16 protein-coding genes, 1 tRNA gene and 2 rRNA genes (1 of these 19 running past the window's edge) are annotated in these 19,396 nt (G+C 64.1%); 14 read left to right on the plus strand and 5 right to left on the minus strand.

Features of this window, described 5'->3' with window-relative positions; translation table 11 throughout:
• The 12 genes from EN990_RS15580 to EN990_RS15635 all read left to right on the plus strand — a co-directional run.
• Window positions 1-895 (plus strand): 23S ribosomal RNA (locus tag EN990_RS15580) (it extends 1,927 nt beyond the left edge of the window).
• A 265-nt stretch (window positions 896-1,160) separates the two neighbouring features.
• Window positions 1,161-1,275 (plus strand): 5S ribosomal RNA (gene rrf / locus EN990_RS15585).
• A 154-nt stretch (window positions 1,276-1,429) separates the two neighbouring features.
• Window positions 1,430-1,506, plus strand: a tRNA-Met gene (locus tag EN990_RS15590).
• A gap of 566 nt (window positions 1,507-2,072) precedes the next feature.
• On the plus strand, window positions 2,073-3,104 hold the full coding sequence (locus tag EN990_RS15595; protein WP_013529471.1) for a substrate-binding domain-containing protein: 1,032 nt from the start codon (window positions 2,073-2,075) through the stop codon (window positions 3,102-3,104).
• Window positions 3,105-3,197: 93 nt separating this feature from the next.
• Window positions 3,198-4,733, plus strand: a complete 1,536-nt coding sequence (locus tag EN990_RS15600; RefSeq protein WP_127365502.1) for a sugar ABC transporter ATP-binding protein — start codon at window positions 3,198-3,200, stop codon at window positions 4,731-4,733.
• Between the two features lie 76 nt (window positions 4,734-4,809).
• Entirely contained in the window at window positions 4,810-5,733 is a 924-nt protein-coding gene (locus EN990_RS15605; protein WP_224674565.1) for an ABC transporter permease, read from the plus strand.
• Window positions 5,734-5,758: 25 nt separating this feature from the next.
• The gene (locus EN990_RS15610) at window positions 5,759-6,739 is read left to right on the plus strand and encodes a sugar-binding transcriptional regulator (RefSeq protein WP_024504451.1); all 981 of its coding nucleotides are present in this window, start codon (window positions 5,759-5,761) and stop codon (window positions 6,737-6,739) included.
• On the plus strand, window positions 6,736-7,731 hold the full coding sequence (locus tag EN990_RS15615) for an aldo/keto reductase (RefSeq protein WP_027161269.1): 996 nt from the start codon (window positions 6,736-6,738) through the stop codon (window positions 7,729-7,731). The genes EN990_RS15610 and EN990_RS15615 overlap by 4 nt, the downstream gene beginning before the upstream one ends.
• A gap of 21 nt (window positions 7,732-7,752) precedes the next feature.
• A complete protein-coding gene (locus EN990_RS15620) occupies window positions 7,753-9,450 on the plus strand; it encodes a glycerol-3-phosphate dehydrogenase/oxidase (RefSeq protein ID WP_127368058.1) in 1,698 nt (565 codons plus the stop codon).
• Between the two features lie 14 nt (window positions 9,451-9,464).
• On the plus strand, window positions 9,465-10,283 hold the full coding sequence (locus tag EN990_RS15625) for an aldolase (RefSeq protein ID WP_206519140.1): 819 nt from the start codon (window positions 9,465-9,467) through the stop codon (window positions 10,281-10,283).
• A gap of 22 nt (window positions 10,284-10,305) precedes the next feature.
• Window positions 10,306-11,820, plus strand: a complete 1,515-nt coding sequence (locus EN990_RS15630; RefSeq protein ID WP_127385717.1) for an FGGY-family carbohydrate kinase — start codon at window positions 10,306-10,308, stop codon at window positions 11,818-11,820.
• Window positions 11,817-13,433, plus strand: a complete 1,617-nt coding sequence (locus tag EN990_RS15635) for a GMC family oxidoreductase (protein WP_127369776.1) — start codon at window positions 11,817-11,819, stop codon at window positions 13,431-13,433. The genes EN990_RS15630 and EN990_RS15635 overlap by 4 nt, the downstream gene beginning before the upstream one ends.
• A gap of 12 nt (window positions 13,434-13,445) precedes the next feature.
• On the opposite strand, the gene EN990_RS15640 is transcribed toward EN990_RS15635, so the two are convergent.
• Window positions 13,446-14,363, minus strand: a complete 918-nt coding sequence (locus EN990_RS15640) for a LysR family transcriptional regulator (protein WP_064995524.1) — start codon at window positions 14,361-14,363, stop codon at window positions 13,446-13,448.
• 134 nt (window positions 14,364-14,497) lie between these two features.
• Here EN990_RS15640 and EN990_RS15645 point away from each other — a divergent pair, with 134 nt between their 5' ends.
• Window positions 14,498-15,136, plus strand: coding sequence for a DsbA family protein (locus tag EN990_RS15645; protein WP_127369775.1), 639 nt, complete (start codon window positions 14,498-14,500; stop codon window positions 15,134-15,136).
• 37 nt (window positions 15,137-15,173) lie between these two features.
• Window positions 15,174-15,785 (plus strand): NAD(P)-dependent oxidoreductase, encoded by a 612-nt coding sequence (locus EN990_RS15650; RefSeq protein WP_127385637.1) that lies wholly within the window; start codon window positions 15,174-15,176, stop codon window positions 15,783-15,785.
• Between the two features lie 25 nt (window positions 15,786-15,810).
• On the opposite strand, the gene EN990_RS15655 is transcribed toward EN990_RS15650, so the two are convergent.
• The 4 genes from EN990_RS15655 to EN990_RS15670 are packed head-to-tail and all read right to left on the minus strand — an operon-like array spanning window position 15,811 to window position 19,320.
• The gene (locus EN990_RS15655; RefSeq protein WP_063173128.1) at window positions 15,811-16,611 is read right to left on the minus strand and encodes an ATP-binding cassette domain-containing protein; all 801 of its coding nucleotides are present in this window, start codon (window positions 16,609-16,611) and stop codon (window positions 15,811-15,813) included.
• Complete coding sequence (locus tag EN990_RS15660) at window positions 16,608-17,510, minus strand: ABC transporter ATP-binding protein (RefSeq protein ID WP_164753902.1); 903 nt, start codon at window positions 17,508-17,510, stop codon at window positions 16,608-16,610. The genes EN990_RS15655 and EN990_RS15660 overlap by 4 nt, the downstream gene beginning before the upstream one ends.
• Window positions 17,507-18,337, minus strand: a complete 831-nt coding sequence (locus EN990_RS15665) for an ABC transporter permease (protein ID WP_127365902.1) — start codon at window positions 18,335-18,337, stop codon at window positions 17,507-17,509. Before EN990_RS15665 ends, EN990_RS15660 begins: the two co-directional genes overlap by 4 nt.
• Window positions 18,334-19,320, minus strand: coding sequence for an ABC transporter permease (locus EN990_RS15670; RefSeq protein ID WP_127385636.1), 987 nt, complete (start codon window positions 19,318-19,320; stop codon window positions 18,334-18,336). Before EN990_RS15670 ends, EN990_RS15665 begins: the two co-directional genes overlap by 4 nt.
• Between the last annotated feature and the right edge of the window lie 76 nt (window positions 19,321-19,396).

A 19,396-nucleotide genomic window follows, 5' to 3' on the forward strand; every position in this document is an offset into this window, starting at 1 on the left:
GTCTCCAGCATAGACTCAGTGAAATTGAATTCCCCGTGAAGATGCGGGGTTCCTGCGGTTAGACGGAAAGACCCCGTGCACCTTTACTATAGCTTTACATTGGCATTCGTAGTGGCATGTGTAGGATAGGTGGTAGGCTTTGAAGCCTGGGCGCCAGCTCAGGTGGAGCCACCCTTGAAATACCACCCTTATTACTATGGATGTCTAACCGCGGCCCGTTATCCGGGTCCGGGACAATGTATGGTGGGTAGTTTGACTGGGGCGGTCGCCTCCTAAAGAGTAACGGAGGCGCGCGATGGTGGGCTCAGAACGGTCGGAAATCGTTCGCTGAGTGCAATGGCATAAGCCTGCCTGACTGCGAGACTGACAAGTCGAGCAGAGACGAAAGTCGGTCATAGTGATCCGGTGGTCCCGCGTGGAAGGGCCATCGCTCAACGGATAAAAGGTACGCCGGGGATAACAGGCTGATGACCCCCAAGAGTCCATATCGACGGGGTTGTTTGGCACCTCGATGTCGACTCATCGCATCCTGGGGCTGGAGCAGGTCCCAAGGGTATGGCTGTTCGCCATTTAAAGCGGTACGTGAGTTGGGTTCAGAACGTCGTGAGACAGTTCGGTCCCTATCTGCCGTGGGTGTAGGAATATTGAAAGGATCTGTCCCTAGTACGAGAGGACCGGGATGGACGGATCTCTGGTGGACCTGTTGTGGCGCCAGCCGCATAGCAGGGTAGCTATATCCGGACGGGATAACCGCTGAAGGCATCTAAGCGGGAAACCCACCTTAAAACGAGTATTCCCTGAGAACCGTGGAAGACGACCACGTTGATAGGCCGGGTGTGGAAGAGCGGCAACGCTTGAAGCTTACCGGTACTAATAGTTCGATCGGCTTGATCGTTCTCATTCCTTATGCCCATCTGACAAAGTCAGATGGTCTGTTCTCACTCACGCTTGTTCCGCCCTGCGGGCGGCGCTACGTGAGTGCGGCGCATCAGCGCCGACGGTCGACCTTGCGAAGCTTCGCTTCGAAAGGCGCCAGACCAAGAACCGTAAAGGCACACAAAGACCAGCGAACAGCCCCGAGAGGCACCCGACAGCCCCGCTGCCGATGTCTCTTTGTGCCCTTCGCTCAAAAGCTTCTCGAACAACGTGCGTTTTGCCGACCTGGTGGTTATGGCGGAGCGGCTGCACCCGATCCCATTCCGAACTCGGCCGTGAAACGCTCCAGCGCTGATGGTACTTCGTCTCAAGACGCGGGAGAGTAGGTCGCTGCCAGGTCTGCCAAACGCACGTTGATCTCACATCCAAATCGGATGGAGAAAAATCTTCTCTTTATGAAATGGCCCGCCAAGGGATCACGGGCCGCGTAAGCGGCCCTTTCATTTGGTCAGCCATATACCTATCTGTAGGCCTCGGCTTACACAAAAATTGACGCGGGGTGGAGCAGCCCGGTAGCTCGTCAGGCTCATAACCTGAAGGTCACAGGTTCAAATCCTGTCCCCGCAACCAAATTCAAAAAGGCCCGCCATCGTGCGGGCTCTTTTGTTTTGTGCTGTGCTGTGCTGCCGGCCTGTCATCAGGCGCCCGCAACCAGCCAAGCCAAGCCGCCAGACAGAAAACGCAAATCCTCTCCCCAAAACCAACATCAAAAACAGCCCGCCAGCCACAAATGCCCGCGCGCCGTTTTGATATGCGGCTGGGGTGGCCATCGATCTGCCCAGGCTCAGGCCCCCGAAAGCGAAGCCGAAGCTGCAGCCGACTTCTGGCCAAGCGGACATATGGAGAGCCGTCACGCTGCGCCCGGAACAGATCTATCAAAGACAGGATCGGGGGCTTCAGGCGATAAAGACGCGGCCGGCGGGAGGGTGCCCTGCGAGCCCCCCCCGGTAGGAATCCCCTTGAAGTAGGTTGTGAAATATATTTCACTATGTGAATTATATTGACAATGCGCGCCCGGGCTGTAATGTCCCGATCGTCGGCTTTCGGAGGAAGGTCGGCATCATCAAATCCATACGGCAGCGCTCACTGAGTGCCTGCAACGGTCATTGAGGATGGCTTCGGCCAAGGGAGGAAACTTGCGCAAATTTCTGAGCACGCTCGCAATCGCGGCGGCTGCATCGACCTGCTTTGGGTCGATGCAGGTACGCGCCGAAACCCCTAACCCGTTCAAATGCGAGCCGGGTGAAAAATACGTCATGAACGTGATGGTCTCGGGCGTCGAATACTGGTTCCCGGTCTATGAAATGTTCAAGCAGGCCGGCCAGCAGTTCGGCTGCGAGACCGCCTATACGGGTACGCCGGAATACGACGTCAACAAGCAGATCGCCACCTTCGACCAGGCGCTGGCGCAGAAGCCTGCCGGCATACTGGTACACCCGATGAACTCCGATCCGTTCATCGAGCCGATCAACCGCGCCATCGAGCAGGGCACCGCGGTGGTGACCTTCGCCGCCGACTCGCCGAATTCCAAGCGCGTCTCCTACATCACCTCCGACAACAATGCCGAAGGCACCTATGCCGCCGACGCCGTTGCCAAGGCGATGGATGGCAAGGGCGAATATGCGGTGCTGGAGAATCCCGGTCAGGACAACCACGACAAGCGCGTCAACGCCTTCGTTGCCCGCATGGAAGCCAAATGGCCTGACATGAAGCTCGTCGGCCGCGCCGCTTCGAACCAGGATCCGACCAAGGCCTATCAGGCGGTTTTGAGCCTGGCCCAGGCGCATCCGGACCTCGGCGCCGTGTTCATGCCGGAGGCCAACTCGGCCATCGGTGCTGCCCAGGCCGCCAAGGAAGGCGGCGGCAAGATCCGCGTCATGCTCGCCGACGTCAACGCCAAGATCCTCGACATGATCAAGGCCGGCGAGATCTTCGGCTCGGTCAATCCCAACCAGGGCATGCAGGGCTATATGGGCTTCATGCTGTTGTGGATGGCCAAGCATCCCGGCCTGATCGATCCGATGAACGACGCCAAGCGTTCGGGTTTCAACCCGATGAGCGTGCCCTTCGTCGACAATGGCTTCTCCATCGTCTCCAAGGACAATGCGGACGACTTCTACTGGGACAAGTACCTCAAGCGTCGCGGCACCAAGGGCATCGAGGAATAGTCTCGATCGCCGCCCCGGCCTCCACAAGGCCGGACCAACCGGGAAGGAGGCTTCGGCCTCCTTCCTCCCCCGCAAGCATCGCAGGAGCATGGCGTGACCCAGGCGCCCATTCTTGAAATCCGCGGCCTGTCCAAGGCGTTCGGCCCGGTCAAGGCACTGAGCGACGTGCGGTTCGAGCTGCGGCGCGGCGAAATCCATGCGCTGTGCGGCGAGAACGGCGCCGGCAAGTCGACGCTGATGAACATGATCGCCGGTGTATTGCAGCCCGACGAGGGCGACATCCTGATCGATGGTGAGCGCATTTCGATTCACTCGCCCGCGGCCGCCCAACGTCTCGGCATCGCGCTCGTCCACCAGGAGATCGCGCTGTGTCAGGACGCCACGGTTGCCGAAAACATCTACATGGCCGCGATCAACAGCCGGCGCGCGCCGCTGATGAATTTCCAGAAGCTCTACGCTGACGCCCAGAAGGTCATGGACCTGCTCGCGCCCATTCCGGTGCGCACCAGGGTCGCCGACCTCTCCATTTCCAACCAGCAGCTCGTCGAGATCGCCAAGGCGCTGACGCTCGACTGCAAGGTGCTGATGCTCGACGAGCCGACCGCCGCACTCACCGAAAGCGAAGCGCAACGCCTGTTCTCGATCTTGCGCGGGCTTAGGGAACGTGGCATTTCGGTGGTCTATATCAGCCACCGCATGGCCGAGATCTTCTCGCTCTGCGACCGCGTCACCGTCTTCCGCGACGGCCGCTACGTGGCGACCGATGCGATAGCCGCCGTTTCACCCGACGATGTCGTGCGCAAGATGGTCGGCCGCGAAATCACCCAGCTCTATCCCGACAAGCTGGCGCCGCAAGGGCCTGGGCGCCTTCTCCTGTCGGTCGAGGGGCTTTCCGATGGGCGCCGCTTCGCCGACGTCGATCTGCAGCTTCGCGCTGGCGAAATTCTGGGCATAGGCGGCCTGATCGGCGCCGGCCGCAGCGAGATCGCACAGACGGTCTGCGGCCTCAGGCCAATGACCTCTGGAACCGTCGCGCTCGACGGAAAGCAGCTGCGGCCGCGCAGTTATGGCGATGCGGTCAAGGCGGGGCTGGTCTATCTCTCTGAGGATCGCAAAGGCTCCGGCGTGTTCCTCGATCTGCCGATCGCGGCGAACATATCGGCGCTCGACCTCGGCCGGCTCACCGGGCGCCTCGGCCTGCTCGACCGCAAGGCCGAGGATCGTCAGGCGCGGGAGCTGACCGGCAGGCTCGGCGTGCGCATGGCCGGCATCGAGGCCACTGTGTCGACGCTGAGCGGTGGCAACCAGCAGAAGGTTGCTATCGCCAAGCAGCTGTCCGTCAGTCCCAAGGTCATCATCATGGACGAGCCGACGCGCGGGATCGATGTCGGCGCCAAGGTCGAGATTCACCGGCTGCTGCGCCAGCTAGCTGGCAGCGGTGTCGGCGTCATCATCATCTCGTCCGAACTGCCGGAGCTGATTGGCTTGTGCGACCGCGTTCTTGTGGTGCGCGAAGGCAGGATCGCCGGCGAACTCGCCGCCAGCGAGCTCGGCGAGGAAGCCATCATCATGCTCGCCTCGGGCGTCCAGGACAGTTCAATTCAAAGGCAGGCCCAGAATGTCGCCTAGGGAATCAGGAGAAGCGCTCGTGCACGCCGAGATCAAGTCCGCCGGGCGGCGCATCAACTTCGCTCACCTCGCCTCGATGCGCGAGGCCGGGCTGATCGTCATCATCCTGGCGCTGTGCATCGCCATGAGCTTCGCCTCGCCGCACTTCCTGACATGGGGCAATTTCCGCGCCATGCTGATGAGCTTCTCCATCGAAGGCATCGTCGTCGTCGGCATGACCGTCCTGCTCATCGTCGGCGGCATCGACCTTTCCGTCGGCTCGGTCGTGTGTTTCTCGATGGTGGTCTCGGGTGCGCTGTTCCTCGCCGGGCTCGATCCCTGGACGGCAAGCCTGATCGGCATCGGCGTCAGCGCGCTGATCGGCGCGGCCATGGGCTTCTTCGTGACCGTGATAGGGCTCAATCATTTCATCACGTCGCTGGCCGCCATGGTCATCGTGCGCGGCATGTGCCTGGTGGTCACCAAGGGCACGCCGCTGTCGCTGTTCACCTTGCCGCCGGCCTTCAAGGCCATCGGCCAGGGCAGTTTCAACAACATCCCCTATGTCATCCTGATCTTCATCGTCGTGGTGGCGATCTTCGACTTCCTGCTGCGTCGCGCCACGGCCTTCCGCAAGGTTTTCTACACCGGCTCCAACGAGAAGGCCGCGCAGTTCTCCGGCATCAGGACCAATCAGGTGAAGTTCTGGGTCACGGTGCTGTGCTCGACCCTCGCCGGAGTGGCCGGCGTCATCTACATGGCGCGCTTCGGCGCGGCGACGCCGACCTTCGGCGCCGGCATGGAGCTCAACATCATCGCCGCGGCCGTCATCGGCGGCGCCTCGCTGAATGGCGGCTCGGGCACCATCTTCGGGGCGATCCTCGGCATGGCTCTGCTGTCGGTGGTGACGAGCTCGCTTATCCTGCTCGATGTCTCGGTCTATTGGCAGGACATGATCAAGGGATGCATCCTGCTGGCAGCGGTGTCGATCGATCACTTCCTGCACCGCAAGAAGTCCTGAACCTCAAAGGCGGCGAAACAAGACCATGGCCCCTCCCAACACCCGCGACGACATCGCCGCTGTTCGTCAGATGCACCAGGCGCTTGTCCTGCATTATGTCGAAGGCAAGACCCAGGCCGAGATCGCCGGGGAACTCGGCATCTCGCACGCGACCGTCAACCGGCTGATCAAGCGCGGTCACCAGCTTGGTCTCGTCGAGATCAAGATCAAGTCGCCGATCGACCATCTGGTCGACCTGGAAGCGCGGCTGGTGGCGCTGGGCGGCATCGAGCGGGCGATGGTGGTGCCGTCGGTCTCCGAAAATCCGCACACCGCCCTGCAGCGGGTCGGCGAGGCTGCGGCTGGGCTGCTGCTCGACACCATCAAGGACGGCGACACCATCTCGATCACCGGCGGCAAGGGCGTCAGCGCGCTGGTCGCCGGTCTCAAGCCGGGGCGCCGCTACGACGTCGAAATCATTCCCGCCACCGGGCTGGTGCAGGGCAAGCACTACACCGATGTCAACCACGTCGCCTCGCTGATGGCCGACAAGCTCGGCGGCCGCGCCTATCAGATCCATGCGCCGTTGTTTGCGGACACCGCGCAGCAGCGCGAGATGCTGATGGGCATCAGCTCCGTCGCAGACGTGTTTCGCAAGGCGCGCGAGGCCGATGTCGCGGTGGTGGGTGTCGGCTCCATCCTGACCGACGATTCCAGTTACTACGATTTGCATCCGTCCTCGAATGCCGATCGCCAGGCGATCGAGAAGTCCGGGGCAACAGGCGAGCTGCTCGCCCATCTCATCGATCGCCGGGGCAAGCTTTGCAACTACTCGCTCAACCGTTCGTTGGTCTCGCTGACGCTTGACGAGTTCGCGACCATCCCGCGCTCGATCGGCATTGCAAGTGGCGCCAGCAAGGTCGCGCCGATCCTCGCCGCAATGCGCGGAAATCATCTCGACACCATCGTCACGGACGAGGCCACGGGGCTCCAGATCCTCGAGCTGGCCGAACAGGAGGCAGCATGAATTCTCGACAGATCCAGCGGCAGATCGGCAAGTCCGGCATATCGGCGTCGGCCGTGGGCCTGGGCACCTGGGCGATTGGCGGATGGATGTGGGGCGGCACCGACGAAAAGGAGTCGGTGCGGGCGATCGAAGCCTCGATCGATGCCGGCCTCAGCCTGATCGACACAGCGCCGGCCTACGGTCTTGGCCGCAGCGAGGCGATCGTCGGCACCGCCATCAAGGGCAAGCGCGACAAGGTGGTGATCGCGACCAAATGCGGGCTGAACTGGCATTCGGGCAAGGGCGGGCATTTCTTCGACCAGGACGACAAGCCAGTGCATCGCTATCTCGGCGCCGACGGCATCGCCTATGAGGTCGAGCAGAGCCTGCGGCGTCTCGGCACCGATCATATCGACCTCTACATCACCCATTGGCAGGACCCGACGACGCCGATCGCCGAGACGATGGCGGTATTGGAAAAGCTCAAGGCAGCCGGCAAGATCCGCGCCATCGGCGCCAGCAATATCAGCGCCGAGGATCTCGGCCACTATATCGATGCCGGCCAGCTCGATGCGATCCAGGAGCGCTATTCGATGATCGACCGCGACATCGAGAGCAGCCTGCTGCCGATCACTCGCCGCCATGACATCGCCACGCTCAGCTATTCGTCGCTGGCGCTGGGGCTGCTCACCGGCACGGTCGACCCCGGCCGCACATTCGGCGGCGACGACCAGCGCAAGGACAACCCGCGCTTTTCCACGGCCAACCGACAGAAGGTGGCAAAGCTGAAGGAGGCCATCGCCCCTATCGCCGAGAGCCACCAGGCGTCGACCGCGCAGATCGTCATCGCCTGGACGCTCGCCCAGCCGGGCATCACCTTCGCGCTGTGCGGCGCGCGCAATCCCGAACAGGCGCTCGACAATGCGCGGGCCGGGGAGATCACGCTTGCGGCAGGCGAGCTTGCGGCAATCGACGCCGCGGCAGCCGCGCATCTCACCGCGATGGATGCCTGAGAAAAAAAGGCAACAGCCCCGATGAACCGTAGCCATACGTTAGCCGGTCTGCGCGACCGGCCTGATATCGCCGTGCTCGTCATCGGTGGCGGCATCAACGGCATCAGCGTCTTTCGCGAACTGGCGCTGCAAGGCGTCGATGTCGTACTGGCGGAAAAGGGCGATTATTGCAGCGGCGCCAGCGCCGCCCTTTCACGCATGGTGCATGGCGGCCTGCGTTATCTCGAAAACGGCGAATTCAAACTGGTGCGCGAATCGCTGCTCGAACGTGACCGGCTGCTGAGGAATGCCCCGCACTATGTGGTCCCGTTGCCGACGACGGTGCCGATCTTCGACATTTTCTCCGGCCTTGCCAACGGTGCGGTGCGTTTCCTGGGTCTGACGCGGCGGCCGAGCCGGCGTGGTGCGCTGGTCATCAAGACCGGCCTTGCCATGTACGACCTGTTCACCGCCGCACGGCGTTTGATGCCGACGCACAGGTTCAGGGGCCGCGCCGAAACCTTGAGAAAATGGCCGGCGATCAATCCGGCGATCCGCAATTCGGCGACCTATTACGACGCCTGGGTGAGCCGGCCCGAACGCCTCGGCCTGGAGATGCTGCTGGACGCCACGGCGAGCGCGGCGAACGCCCGCGCCTTGAACTACGCTCTGGTATCGTCGACAGGTGATAGCCTCGCCATTACCGACACGCTGACGGGCGAACAACTGCCGGTACGGGCGCAATTGGTCATCAACGCTACTGGCGGCTGGATCGACCTGACCAACAAGGCCATCGGGGCGGCGGCGCAGACGATGATGGGCGGCACCAAGGGCTCGCATCTCATCGTCGACAATGCAGAACTGTTCGACGCGCTCGGCGGCCATATGGTCTATTACGAGAACGAGGACGGGCGCATCTGCATCCTGTTTCCCTATCTCGGCAAGGTGCTGATCGGCTCGACCGACATCCGGGTCGACGATCCGGACAAGGTCCGTTGCGAGGAGGACGAGCAGCGCTACATCCTGCAGTCGCTCGCCTTTGTATTCCCGTCGATCAAAGTAGCTGAAAACCAGATCGTGTTCCGCTTCGCCGGCGTGCGACCCTTGCCCGCCAGCGAGGACAGTTTTACCAGCCGCATACCGCGCGATCATTTTTGCGAGTTCGTAGAAGCGAGCGGGCGCCTGCCGGCGACACTGTGCATGATCGGCGGCAAGTGGACCACCTTCCGTTCGTTTGGAGCGCTGGCCGCCGACATGGTACTGAAGCGGCTCGGCCTCGCGCGCAGCCAGGGAACGCAGGACATGGCCATCGGTGGCGGCCGTGATTTTCCGGCCGACCCGGACGCCTGGTGCGCGTCATTCGCCGCCGAGCATGGCCTGACGGTCGAGCGCGCGCAAACGCTTCTGCAGCGCTATGGCACGTCGGCCAGGGATTTCGTTTCGCACCCGGCGGGCGAACAGATGCTGCCGCAGTCGGACTATTCGGCAAGCGAGATGGGGCGCATCATCGAGCGCGAGCAGGTCGAGTGCCTTGCCGACCTGTTCTTGCGCCGCACCACCATCGCCATTTCAGGCGGTCTCAGCTTCGACCTCGTCAACGCCGTTCTCGACATGCTGGCGGCGCACAAGGACTGGAGCGCCAGCGAGGCTGCCACCGAGCGCTCGACCTTCCTCGCCTTGCTGGCCGACCGGCACGGCATCGACCTCCAGACACATCAAAGGAGCGCCCTATGCGCGTAAACAAGAAAGTCCGTATGAACCGGCTGTTCGGCGGCGGCCGCTGCCTCGACGTCGCCATCGATCATGGCGTCTGCAACGAGCCGAGTTTCCTTGCCGGGCTGGAAGACATGGCCAGCGTGGTCAACCAGCTGGTCAAGGCCGGCCCCGACGCCATCCAGATGAACTACGGCCAGGCCGACCTGCTGCAGGCCGTGCCTGGCAAGGACAAGCCGGCGCTGGTGATGCGCATCGACATGGGCAATCCCTATAACAGGATACGCCACCGGGCGATGTGGGCGGTGCTGCAGAACGAAGCCGAGCCCTTGCTTGGCGCCATCGAGATGGATGCGGCTTGCGTCGTGGTCAATCTGTTCATGCTACCCGACGAGCCGGACCTGTTCCGGCAATGCGTGCAGAACATCGCCCGCGTGCGCGCCGGTTGCGAGAAATACGGCCTGCCGCTGATGATCGAGCCGCTGGCCATGCTGCCGGTCACCGAGCATGGCGGCTACATGGTCGACGGCGACGCCGATAAGATCGTCACCTTGACCCGGCTTGCCCGCGAGATGGGTGCCGATATCGTCAAGGCCGACCCGACCACCGATCCCAACGACTTCCACCGCGTCGTCGAGGCGGCGCGCTGCCCGGTGCTGGTGCGCGGCGGCGGCAAGGAGGATCTGCGTGCCGTGTTCGACAAGTCGGCCGCCTTGATGGCACAGGGTGCGCTTGGCATGGTCTATGGCCGCAACATCTACCAGCATGCCAACCCGAGCGCTGTCGTGCGCGGGCTGATGGCAATCATTCACGACGATGCCGATGGCGGCGCAGCCTGGGATCTGTACAACCAGGCATAGGCTGCGGTCTCGGGAGGCGCCAATGGCAAGCTATATCCTCGGTCTCGATGCCGGCAACACCGTCATCAAGGCCATCCTCTTCGACCTGTCGGGCCGCGAACTGGCATTCGCCGCCCGTGACGGCCGCTCGTCCATGCCAAAGCCCGGACATGTCGAACGCGACCTCGACGAACTCTGGCGCAATTCGGTCTCGGTCATTGGTCAATGCATCGCTGAAGCCGGTATCGACGCCGGCGAGATCGTCGCCATCGGCTGCGCCGGCCATGGCAACGGGCTCTACGCGCTCGATCGTGCGGGCGCGCCATTGATCGGCATCCAGTCGCTCGACACACGCGCCGTCGACATCGTTGCTGAGTGGGCAGAACAGAATGTCGGCGACCGCACCTACGCCCACTGCCTGCAGCGGCCGTGGGCGGCGCAGACGCCGACCCTGCTTGCCTGGCTCAAGCGCTTTTCGCCGGCTTTGTTTGCCAGCATCGGAACTGTGTTCTTGTGCAAGGATTTCGTCGTCAACCGCCTGACAGGTGCGCGCAGCAGCGATACTTCAGATATGTCGGGCTGCGGCCTGCTGCAGATGCAGGACCGCCGCTACGAGCCGGACCTGCTTGCCGCCTATGGGCTCGGCGATTGCATGGACCTGTTGCCGCCAGTGCTGGAATCGGCCGACATTGCCGGCCATGTCAGCGCGGAGGTGGCGGCCCTGACGGGACTGCGCGCCGGCACGCCGGTCGTCGCCGGGCTGTTCGATGTCGTCGCCAGCGCGGTCGGTTCGGGCGTGACCAGAACCGGTGCCGCCTCGGTCATCGCCGGAACCTGGAGCATCAACCAGGTCATCACCGACAAGCCGATCCGCGACCCTTCGATCTTCATGCTGTCGACTTTCGATCGCCAGCGCTATCTGGCGATCGAATCCAGTGCCACCTCGGCCGCCAATCTCGAATGGATCGTTCGCGAATTCCTCGAACATGGCGGCGAAGCCGGCAAGTCGCCATTCGAATTGTGCAGCGAACTGGTGGCGTCCGTCGATCCCAACAGCGACATCCCGATCTATCATCCCTTCCTTTATGGCTCGCAGCAGAATGGCCATGCGCGCGCCGGCTTCTACGGCATCGCCGGCTGGCACAGCCGAGCCCATCTGCTGCGTGCGCTGTTCGAGGGGGTCGCCTTCGAGCATAAGCGCCATGTCGAGACCTTGCACAAAGCGGGCGCCGATTTCGACCAGGTGGTGCTGTCCGGCGGCGGCTCGCGCAGCAGCGTCTGGCCGCAGATTTTCGCCGATGTGCTCGGCGTGCCCGTCACCGTGGCGCGCAGCCGCGAAACCGGCGCGCTGGGAGCGGCGATCGCGGCGGGCACCGGCGTCGGCATTTTCGCGGACTACAGTGCCGGTGCAACCGCCATGACAGCGGCCGCCCGACATTTTGTACCCAACGAGACGGTTGCTCACGCATACGCACGGCGGTATCGACTCTATGGCGAGATCAACCAGGCGATGACCCCGATGTGGGAGCGCATCGCCGGACAGCAGGCGCGCACGTGACCGAAGCTTCACCGTCTCCGTTCGGCAGTTACGACTACGTCATCGTCGGTGCCGGCTCCGCCGGCTGCGTGCTCGCCAACCGGCTCTCGGCCGATCCGCACAACAAGGTGCTGCTGCTCGAGGCCGGCGGCAGCGACCGCTATCACTGGGTCGATATCCCGATCGGCTATCTCTTCTGCATGGGAAACCCGCGCACCGACTGGATGATGAAGACCGAGCCGGAAGCCGGTCTCAACGGACGCAGCCTCAACTATCCGCGCGGCAAGGTGCTCGGCGGCTGTTCATCGATCAACGGCATGATCTACATGCGCGGCCAGGCTGCCGACTATGATGGCTGGCGCCAGGCCGGCAATGCCGGCTGGGGCTGGGACGATGTCCTGCCTTACTTCCTCAAGTCGGAAGACTTCCATGGTGGCAAGAGCGCCATGCACGGCAGCGGCGGCGAGTGGCGGGTCGAACGGCAGCGGCTTTCATGGCCGATCCTCGACGCCTTCCGGGACGCGGCCGAGGAACTCGGCATTCCGCGCACCGAAGACTTCAACACCGGCACCAATGAAGGCTCGGGCTATTTCGAGGTCAACCAGAGGAAGGGCGTCCGCTGGAACACATCGAAGGCGTTTTTGCGCGGTATAGCGGGGCGCAAGAACCTGCGCGTAGTGCTCGGCGCGGAAACCGAACGGCTCGAATTCGACGGCCGGCGCGTCACCGGACTGGTTTTCCGCCAAGGCGGCCGCCTGCATCAGGTCCGCGCCGGACAGACGATCCTTGCGGCCGGCGCCATCAACTCGCCCAAGCTGCTCGAACTGTCGGGGGTGGGTCGCCCCGACCTGCTCTCGGGCATCGGCGTGGATGTTCGTCATGCTTTGCCGGGCGTCGGAGAAAACCTGCAGGACCATCTGCAGATCCGCACCGTCTTCAAGGTCGCCAACACTGCCACGCTCAACCAGCGTTACCACAATCTGGTCAGCCGTGCGTCGATGGGGCTGGAGTACGCGCTCAAGCGCAGCGGGCCGCTGTCGATGGCGCCAAGCCAGCTCGGCATCTTCGCCAGGAGCGATCCGCGCCTCGCAACGCCCGATCTGGAATATCATGTGCAACCGCTGAGCACCGACCGTCTGGGCGAGCCGCTGCATCGCTTTCCCGCGGTCACCGTCTCGGTCTGCAATCTGCGTCCGGAAAGCCGGGGCAGCGTGCACATGGCTTCGTCCGACGCGCGGGAGGCGGCGAGGATCCGGCCGAACTATCTTTCCACCGAGGGAGACCGCAGCGTGGCCGTCGCGTCGTTGCGCCATGTCCGCAGTTTGATGAAGGCTCGGGCGGTGGCGCGCTTTGCGCCGGAAGAGATGCTGCCCGGCACGCAGTATGACAGCGATGAAGAGCTCATCCGCAAGGCCGGCGATATCGGCACGACGATCTTCCACCCCGTCGGCACCTGCAAGATGGGTTCGGATACGATGGCGGTGGTCGACGACGGCCTGCGTGTTCACGGGCTTGCCGGGCTGCGCGTGGTCGATGCCTCGATCATGCCGACAATCGTCTCGGGCAACACCAACTCGCCGGTCGTCATGATCGCGGAGAAGGCAGCCGAGATGATCCTGCAAGAGGCCCGCTGACCGCCATCGGCTTCAAGCCGTGGCAACACCGCGCGATCGCCGCTTCTCGGCCGCCGCGAGCAGATCGACGAAGGTGCGCACCTTGGCGGGCCGGAACCGGGCCGGCGGAAAGACTGCGTGGATGCCGCCTGACGGCAGGCTCCAGTCGGCAAATACCGGCACCAGCCGCCCCTCGGCGATATCGTCGCTGACGCTGTAGTCCGGAAAGACGCCCAGCCCGATGCCGACGAGCACGCAAGCAAGGGCGGCGGGGCTCTTGTCGCACATGAGGACCGGATTGAGCTCGGTCAGCACCGTTTCGCCATCCCTGGAAAACAGCCATTGGCCGATGCCGCGCAACTGGGTGTTGCCGACCCAGGCCAGCGATCTTGCCTGGCGCGGCGTCAGGTCCGGCGGCAGGCTCGCCGCGAAGCCAGGGCTCGCCACCACGATTTGCCGGATCGTCCCCAGCCGCCGCGCCTGGTTCGAGGAATCGGTGAGCCAGCCGACGCGGATGCCGAGATCGATCTGCTCGTCCACCAGATTGCTGACGGCGTCGTCGAAGATCGCCTCGACGCGCATCTGCGGATAGGTTCTGAGATAGGCCGCCATGACCGGAGCCACCATCTTGGTGCCGTAGTCGAGCGGCGCCGTCAGCCTCAGCGTTCCGCTCGGTTCGACGGCCCCGCGCGAGATTTCGCCATAGGCGGCCTCCGCTTCCCGCAGGATGATCATCGCGCGGTCATAGAAGAGGCGCCCCTCTTCGGTCGGCGTGACACGCCGGGTCGTGCGCTGCAGCAGCGTTGCGCCCAGTTCCTCTTCGAGCTTGCCGATCTGATGGCTGACCACGGCCTTGGCGACGCCAAGCCGGTTGGCTGCGGCCGTGAACGAGCCGGTTTCCATCACCGTGGTGAAGTAGGCGAGCCGATTGAGGTTCAGAAGTTCGGCCAAGCTGGCTGCCATTTGTACGATCAGATCATACAGTTTGTATTATTGGGTGCCATTTATCGCAAGACCCCCACCTGCCACATATCAGCCAACGGCATTCGATCAAGCCGGCAGCCGGATCATGGGTAGCAGCGATTATGAACAATTCAGAAGTGACCTATCTTTTCGATCCGCTGTGCGGCTGGTGCTATGGTGCCACCCGGATGCTCGGCCGGTTGTCGGCCGCCGGCGTGCGCGTCGAGCTGCTGCCGACCGGCCTGTTTTCCGGCGCCGGCGCGCGTCCGATGGATGAAGGTTTTGCGGCGCACGCCTGGGCGAACGACCAGCGCATCGAGCGCCTGACCGGACAATCGTTCACGCCGGCCTACCGGCACAATGTCCTCAATGTCCGTGGCACCCTGCTCGACTCACATGCCGCCACACTCGGCATCACTGCCGTTGGCCTGGAGGACCCTAGCCGCCGGTTTGCGGCGCTGAAGACGATCCAGCATGCGCGCTATGTAGAAGGACGCGATGTCGTGACGATCGGCGGTGTGGCCGAGGTGCTCGCCGCCGACGGCATGGCGGACGCCGCCGAAATGCTCAAGGCGCCGACCGAAACATTGCTGGCGGCTCACCGCGATCAGGTTGGCCGTGGCCGTGCGCTGTTCCAGCGCCTGCATGCCGATGGCGTGCCTTCGCTCGCGGTCATCCGCAACGATGCGCCCCGGCTCATCGGTTCGAACGCGCTGTTCGGCAGCTTCGACAATCTCGTCGCCCACATCGCGGCGGCGTGACCCCATCCTCCAGACCCCCAAGCATAAGGAAACAGACATGGCAAAAGTCGCTCTCATTGGTGCATCGGGCGCTGTCGGTTCGCGCCTTCTCAGGGAACTCTCCGATGGCGGCCATATCGTCACGGGCATCGCGCGCAACCCGGAAAAGATTGTCGCGCTTCCGGGCGTGACGGCCAGGAAGGGCGATGTCTTCGACACAGAAGGTCTCGCGGACCTGATCCGCGGCCATGACGCTGTGATCAGCTCTGTGCATTTCCTGGACAGCGATACCGATGCGCTGATCGAGGCGGTGCGCGCCTCCGGCGTGAAGCGCTATCTCGTCGTCGGCGGCGCCGGCAGTCTCGAAGTCGCGCCCGGCAAGCGGCTGGTCGATAGCCCCAACTTCCCGGCGATCTACAAGGCAGAAGCGCAGAAGGGCGCCGACTTCCTGGACAGATTGAAGACGGTCGAGGACCTCGATTGGACGTTCCTGTCGCCATCCGCCATGTTCGTGCCTGGCGAGCGCACCGGCAAATTCCGCCTCGGCAAGGACACGCTTCTCGCCTCCGACAAGGGCAGCAGCATTTCCTTCGAGGACTACGCGATCGTCATGGTCGACGAGATCGAGAAGCCGGCCCATATCAGGCAGCGCTTCACCGTCGGCTATTGAGCGAACGGATGGTGGCGGCCGGGTCTCAATCGAGGCCGGCCGACGCCAGCCGCATCAGGGTCCGGTTCAATCTCGGTGCTGCCGCCACCAGCGCCTTTCCAATGGCCGATTGCGGTGCGTCGATGACGGTTCGGGCATCGCCGTTCTCGGCAACCCGGCCGGCGTCGAGAAGGATGACGCGGTGGGCGACCGACCGGATGACGCCGAGATCATGTGAAATGAAGAGATAGGCGATCTTTTCCTGGCGCTGCAGGTCGAGCAAAAGCTCGAGGATCTCCCCGCGCACGGAAACGTCGAGCGCCGACACCGCTTCATCGAGCACGATCAGCGACGGCTTCGTGGCGATGGCGCGGGCAATGGCGACGCGCTGCCGCTGACCGCCTGAAATTTCGTGGATGGCACGCGGGGCGAGGTCTGCCGTCAGCCCGACGCGCTCCAGCAAGGCGGCGATGCGGCGCGGGCGCTCGCTGCGGGAAGCGATGCCATGGATGCGCAAGGGATCGTCGAGCACACGCGCCACCGTGGCGCGCGGGTTGAAGGCGGCAAGCGGGTCCTGGAACACCATTTGCAGGCGCGCGCGGCGGGCACGCAGTGCTGCGCTGCGCAGGGCCAGGAAATCGTCGCCTTCGAACTCGATGCGTCCGTCGTCCGGCTCGATCAATCGCAGCACCACCCGCGCGATCGTCGATTTGCCGCTGCCGGAGGGTCCGGCCAACGCCAGCGTTTCACCCGGCTCGATGTGAAAGGAGACATCGTCGACTGCAGCGATGGTGTTGTCGCCGCGACGGTAGCGCTTGGTGAGGTTGGACACCGCCAGCAGGCTCATGCGTGGAGCCCGGCTCGGTTCAGCAGCGGCTTGGTGTCGAGGCCGATATCGGCATCGAGCAATGCGCGCGTATAGGGCTGGGCCGGGGCGCCGACAATCTGCGCCGTCATGCCAAGCTCGACCAACTGCCCATGGCGGAAAACGGCGATGCGCCCGGCAAGCTCGGCCGCCAGCGCGATGTCATGGCTGATGAACAGCAGCGTCATGCCGTCCTCGGTCACCAGGCGTCGGATCAAGGCGACGATCTCGGCCTGCACGATGGTATCGAGCGCGCTGGTCGCTTCGTCGGCGATCAGCAATTTCGGACCGGCCGCAATGGCGGCGGCGATCGCCACACGCTGCTTCTGGCCGCCGGAAAGCTGGTGCGGGAAGGCGCGCAGGGCCGAGTCAGGATCGGGCAGGCGGACGCGTTCGAGCAGGGTTTTGGCCCTGGCATAGGACTGGGACCAGGTGAGGCCGAGATGGGTGCGGGCGACTTCGGCGATTTGTTTGCCGATTGGCATTACGGGGTCGAGGCTGGCGGATGGGTCCTGGAAGACGAAACCGATATCGCGGCCGCCGCGGGGAGGGTGACTTGATCTGGTGAAGAGCTTTTGCGGTCTGTGCTCTACGAGGCCCCCCTCTGTCCTGCCGGACATGTCCGGCAGGACAGAGGGGGGTGCCTTGGCGCCCAACGCCGACGGTAGGAACCAATCGATCTTTCCTTCAGTCTTGGTGCTTGCCGGCAACAGCCCTGCAATCGCCAGCGCCAGCGTGCTCTTGCCCGAACCGCTTTCGCCGATGATGGCCAAGCGCTCGCCAGCCTCTATGCCGAGGCTGACACTCTTCAGCGCCGTCGCCTCGTTGCCGTCGCGGCGGTAGGTCACCGTCAGGTCGCGGATCGAAGCCAGCGCGGTCACGACAGGCCTCTCCTGACCGCCGTCGTCTCGACGATGCCTTCACCGGCGAGATAGACGCCGAGCACGGTCAGCACCAGCGCTATGCCCGGGACGATCGACAGGAAGGGCGCGGTGCGCAGGACAGCACGGCCTTCGGCAATCATGCCGCCCCAGGTGACCCGGTTGGGATCGCCCAGGCCGAGGAACGACAAGGCCGCCTCGGTGAGGATCGCCGCGGCGACGATCACCGACGACATCGCCAGCACCGGCGGCAAGGCATTGGGCAGCACCTCGCGAAAGGCGATCGCCAGCGGGTGCATGCCGATGACCCTGGCGCCGGCGACATAATCGCGTTCGCGAATGGACAGGACTTCCGCGCGGGCGACACGGGCTGGTCCGGTCCAGGTGCCGAGCGCGATGGCGATCACGACGATGCCGAGCGACGGTCCGACGACGCTGACGAAGGCCAGTGCCAGCAGGAAGCTCGGCACGGTCTGGAAGGCGTCGGTGATGCGCATCAGCACCTCGTCGACGAGGCCGCCGGCAAAGCCGGCCAATGTGCCGACCACTGCCCCGATGACAAGTGCGGCGGCCGCGGCGGCGATCCCGACAGCCAGCGATGTGCGGGCGCCATGAAAAAGCTCGGCCAGCACGTCGCGGCCAAGCCGATCGGTGCCAAGCGGGAGCGACCAGTCCTGGAACGGCGGCAGCAGCGCCGGCCCGGCAATCGCTTGCGGATCGCCGGGGAACAGCAGCGACGCCGACAGCGCCATGGCGATCAACGCCGCCAGGAGGATGGCGCCGGCGACCGCCTCGGGCGTGCGCAGAAAGCGGCGGAGGGCACTCATGCGCCGGCCTCGCTGGCGCCGACGCGCGGGTCGAGGAAGGCATAAGCGATGTCGACGGCAAGGTTGATGACAATGACCAGGACGGCGCTGGTGAGAATAATGCCGAGCAGAAGCGGCGTATCGCGGGAGGCGACTGCCTCCTGCGCCAGCCGGCCGAGGCCGGGCACGGAAAAGACGCTCTCGATGACGACGCTGCCGCCGAGCATCTGCGCCGACTGCAGGCCCAGCATGGTGACCAGGGGCAGCAGCGCGTTGCGGGCAATGTGGGCGAGCACGATGCGGCGGCGCGAAAGCCCTCTGGCGCGGGCGGCCAGCACAAAATCCTGCCGCCAGACCTCGGCCATGCCGGCGCGCATCATGCGCAGATAGAGCGCCAGGTAGATGAAGCCGAGGGCCGAAACAGGCAGGATAAGATGGACGGCGATGTCGGCTGCGCGGTCAAGGCCGGTCTTGTCGGAAGCCAGGGTCTCGATGCCGCCGATCGGCAGCCAGCGCAGGTCGACGGCAAAGACGACGATCAGCACCAGTCCGAGCCAGAAACCCGGCACGGCATAGAGCGCCAGCGAGCCGATCGACAGGAAGCGGTCGCGCAAACTCCCGGGCCGCGCGCCGGCATAGATGCCGAGTGCCGAGCCGAGCCCGAAGGAGAGCGCGGTGGCGCTGACCATCAACAGCAGCGTGTTGGGCAGGCGTTCGAGGATCACATCGCGGATCGGTCGGGAGAAGGTCACCGACTGGCCGAGGTCGAGATGCAACAGCGCCCAGAGGTAGTTAGCCAGCCGCGTCAGCTCCGACTGGTCGAGGCCCCAGCGATGACGCAGCAATTCGATCATGCCGGCGTCGCCGCCGGTCGAGACGATGTAGGCGTCGACGGCGTCGCCGGGGGCGGCCTCGAGCAAAAGGAACGTGCCGATGACGACGATCAGCAGCACGAAGACGCTGCCGACGAGGCGGCGGCGGAGAAGGGTGAGGGCGCGGTTCATGGGGGCGTCGATGGGTTGGCGATACGTTGATTAGGACCGCGCCTAGGCACCCTCCTCTGTCCTGCCGGACATCTCC

This window comes from Mesorhizobium sp. M7A.F.Ca.US.005.03.1.1, from assembly GCF_003997975.1.
Classification (GTDB): Bacteria; Pseudomonadota; Alphaproteobacteria; order Rhizobiales; family Rhizobiaceae; genus Mesorhizobium; species Mesorhizobium ciceri.

What these genes read in the sequence shown, in the direction of transcription:
- EN990_RS15615 (WP_027161269.1), top strand. Translation starts at nt 6,736, where the DNA reads ATGAATTCTCGACAGATCCAGCGGCAGATCGGCAAGTCCGGCATATCG.
- EN990_RS15655 (WP_063173128.1), bottom strand. Translation starts at nt 16,611, where the DNA reads ATGAGCCTGCTGGCGGTGTCCAACCTCACCAAGCGCTACCGTCGCGGC.
- EN990_RS15605 (WP_224674565.1), top strand. Translation starts at nt 4,810, where the DNA reads ATGCGCGAGGCCGGGCTGATCGTCATCATCCTGGCGCTGTGCATCGCC.
- EN990_RS15625 (WP_206519140.1), top strand. Translation starts at nt 9,465, where the DNA reads ATGAACCGGCTGTTCGGCGGCGGCCGCTGCCTCGACGTCGCCATCGAT.
- EN990_RS15645 (WP_127369775.1), top strand. Translation starts at nt 14,498, where the DNA reads ATGAACAATTCAGAAGTGACCTATCTTTTCGATCCGCTGTGCGGCTGG.
- EN990_RS15630 (WP_127385717.1), top strand. Translation starts at nt 10,306, where the DNA reads ATGGCAAGCTATATCCTCGGTCTCGATGCCGGCAACACCGTCATCAAG.
- EN990_RS15650 (WP_127385637.1), top strand. Translation starts at nt 15,174, where the DNA reads ATGGCAAAAGTCGCTCTCATTGGTGCATCGGGCGCTGTCGGTTCGCGC.
- EN990_RS15670 (WP_127385636.1), bottom strand. Translation starts at nt 19,320, where the DNA reads ATGAACCGCGCCCTCACCCTTCTCCGCCGCCGCCTCGTCGGCAGCGTC.
- EN990_RS15620 (WP_127368058.1), top strand. Translation starts at nt 7,753, where the DNA reads ATGAACCGTAGCCATACGTTAGCCGGTCTGCGCGACCGGCCTGATATC.
- EN990_RS15665 (WP_127365902.1), bottom strand. Translation starts at nt 18,337, where the DNA reads ATGAGTGCCCTCCGCCGCTTTCTGCGCACGCCCGAGGCGGTCGCCGGC.
- EN990_RS15610 (WP_024504451.1), top strand. Translation starts at nt 5,759, where the DNA reads ATGGCCCCTCCCAACACCCGCGACGACATCGCCGCTGTTCGTCAGATG.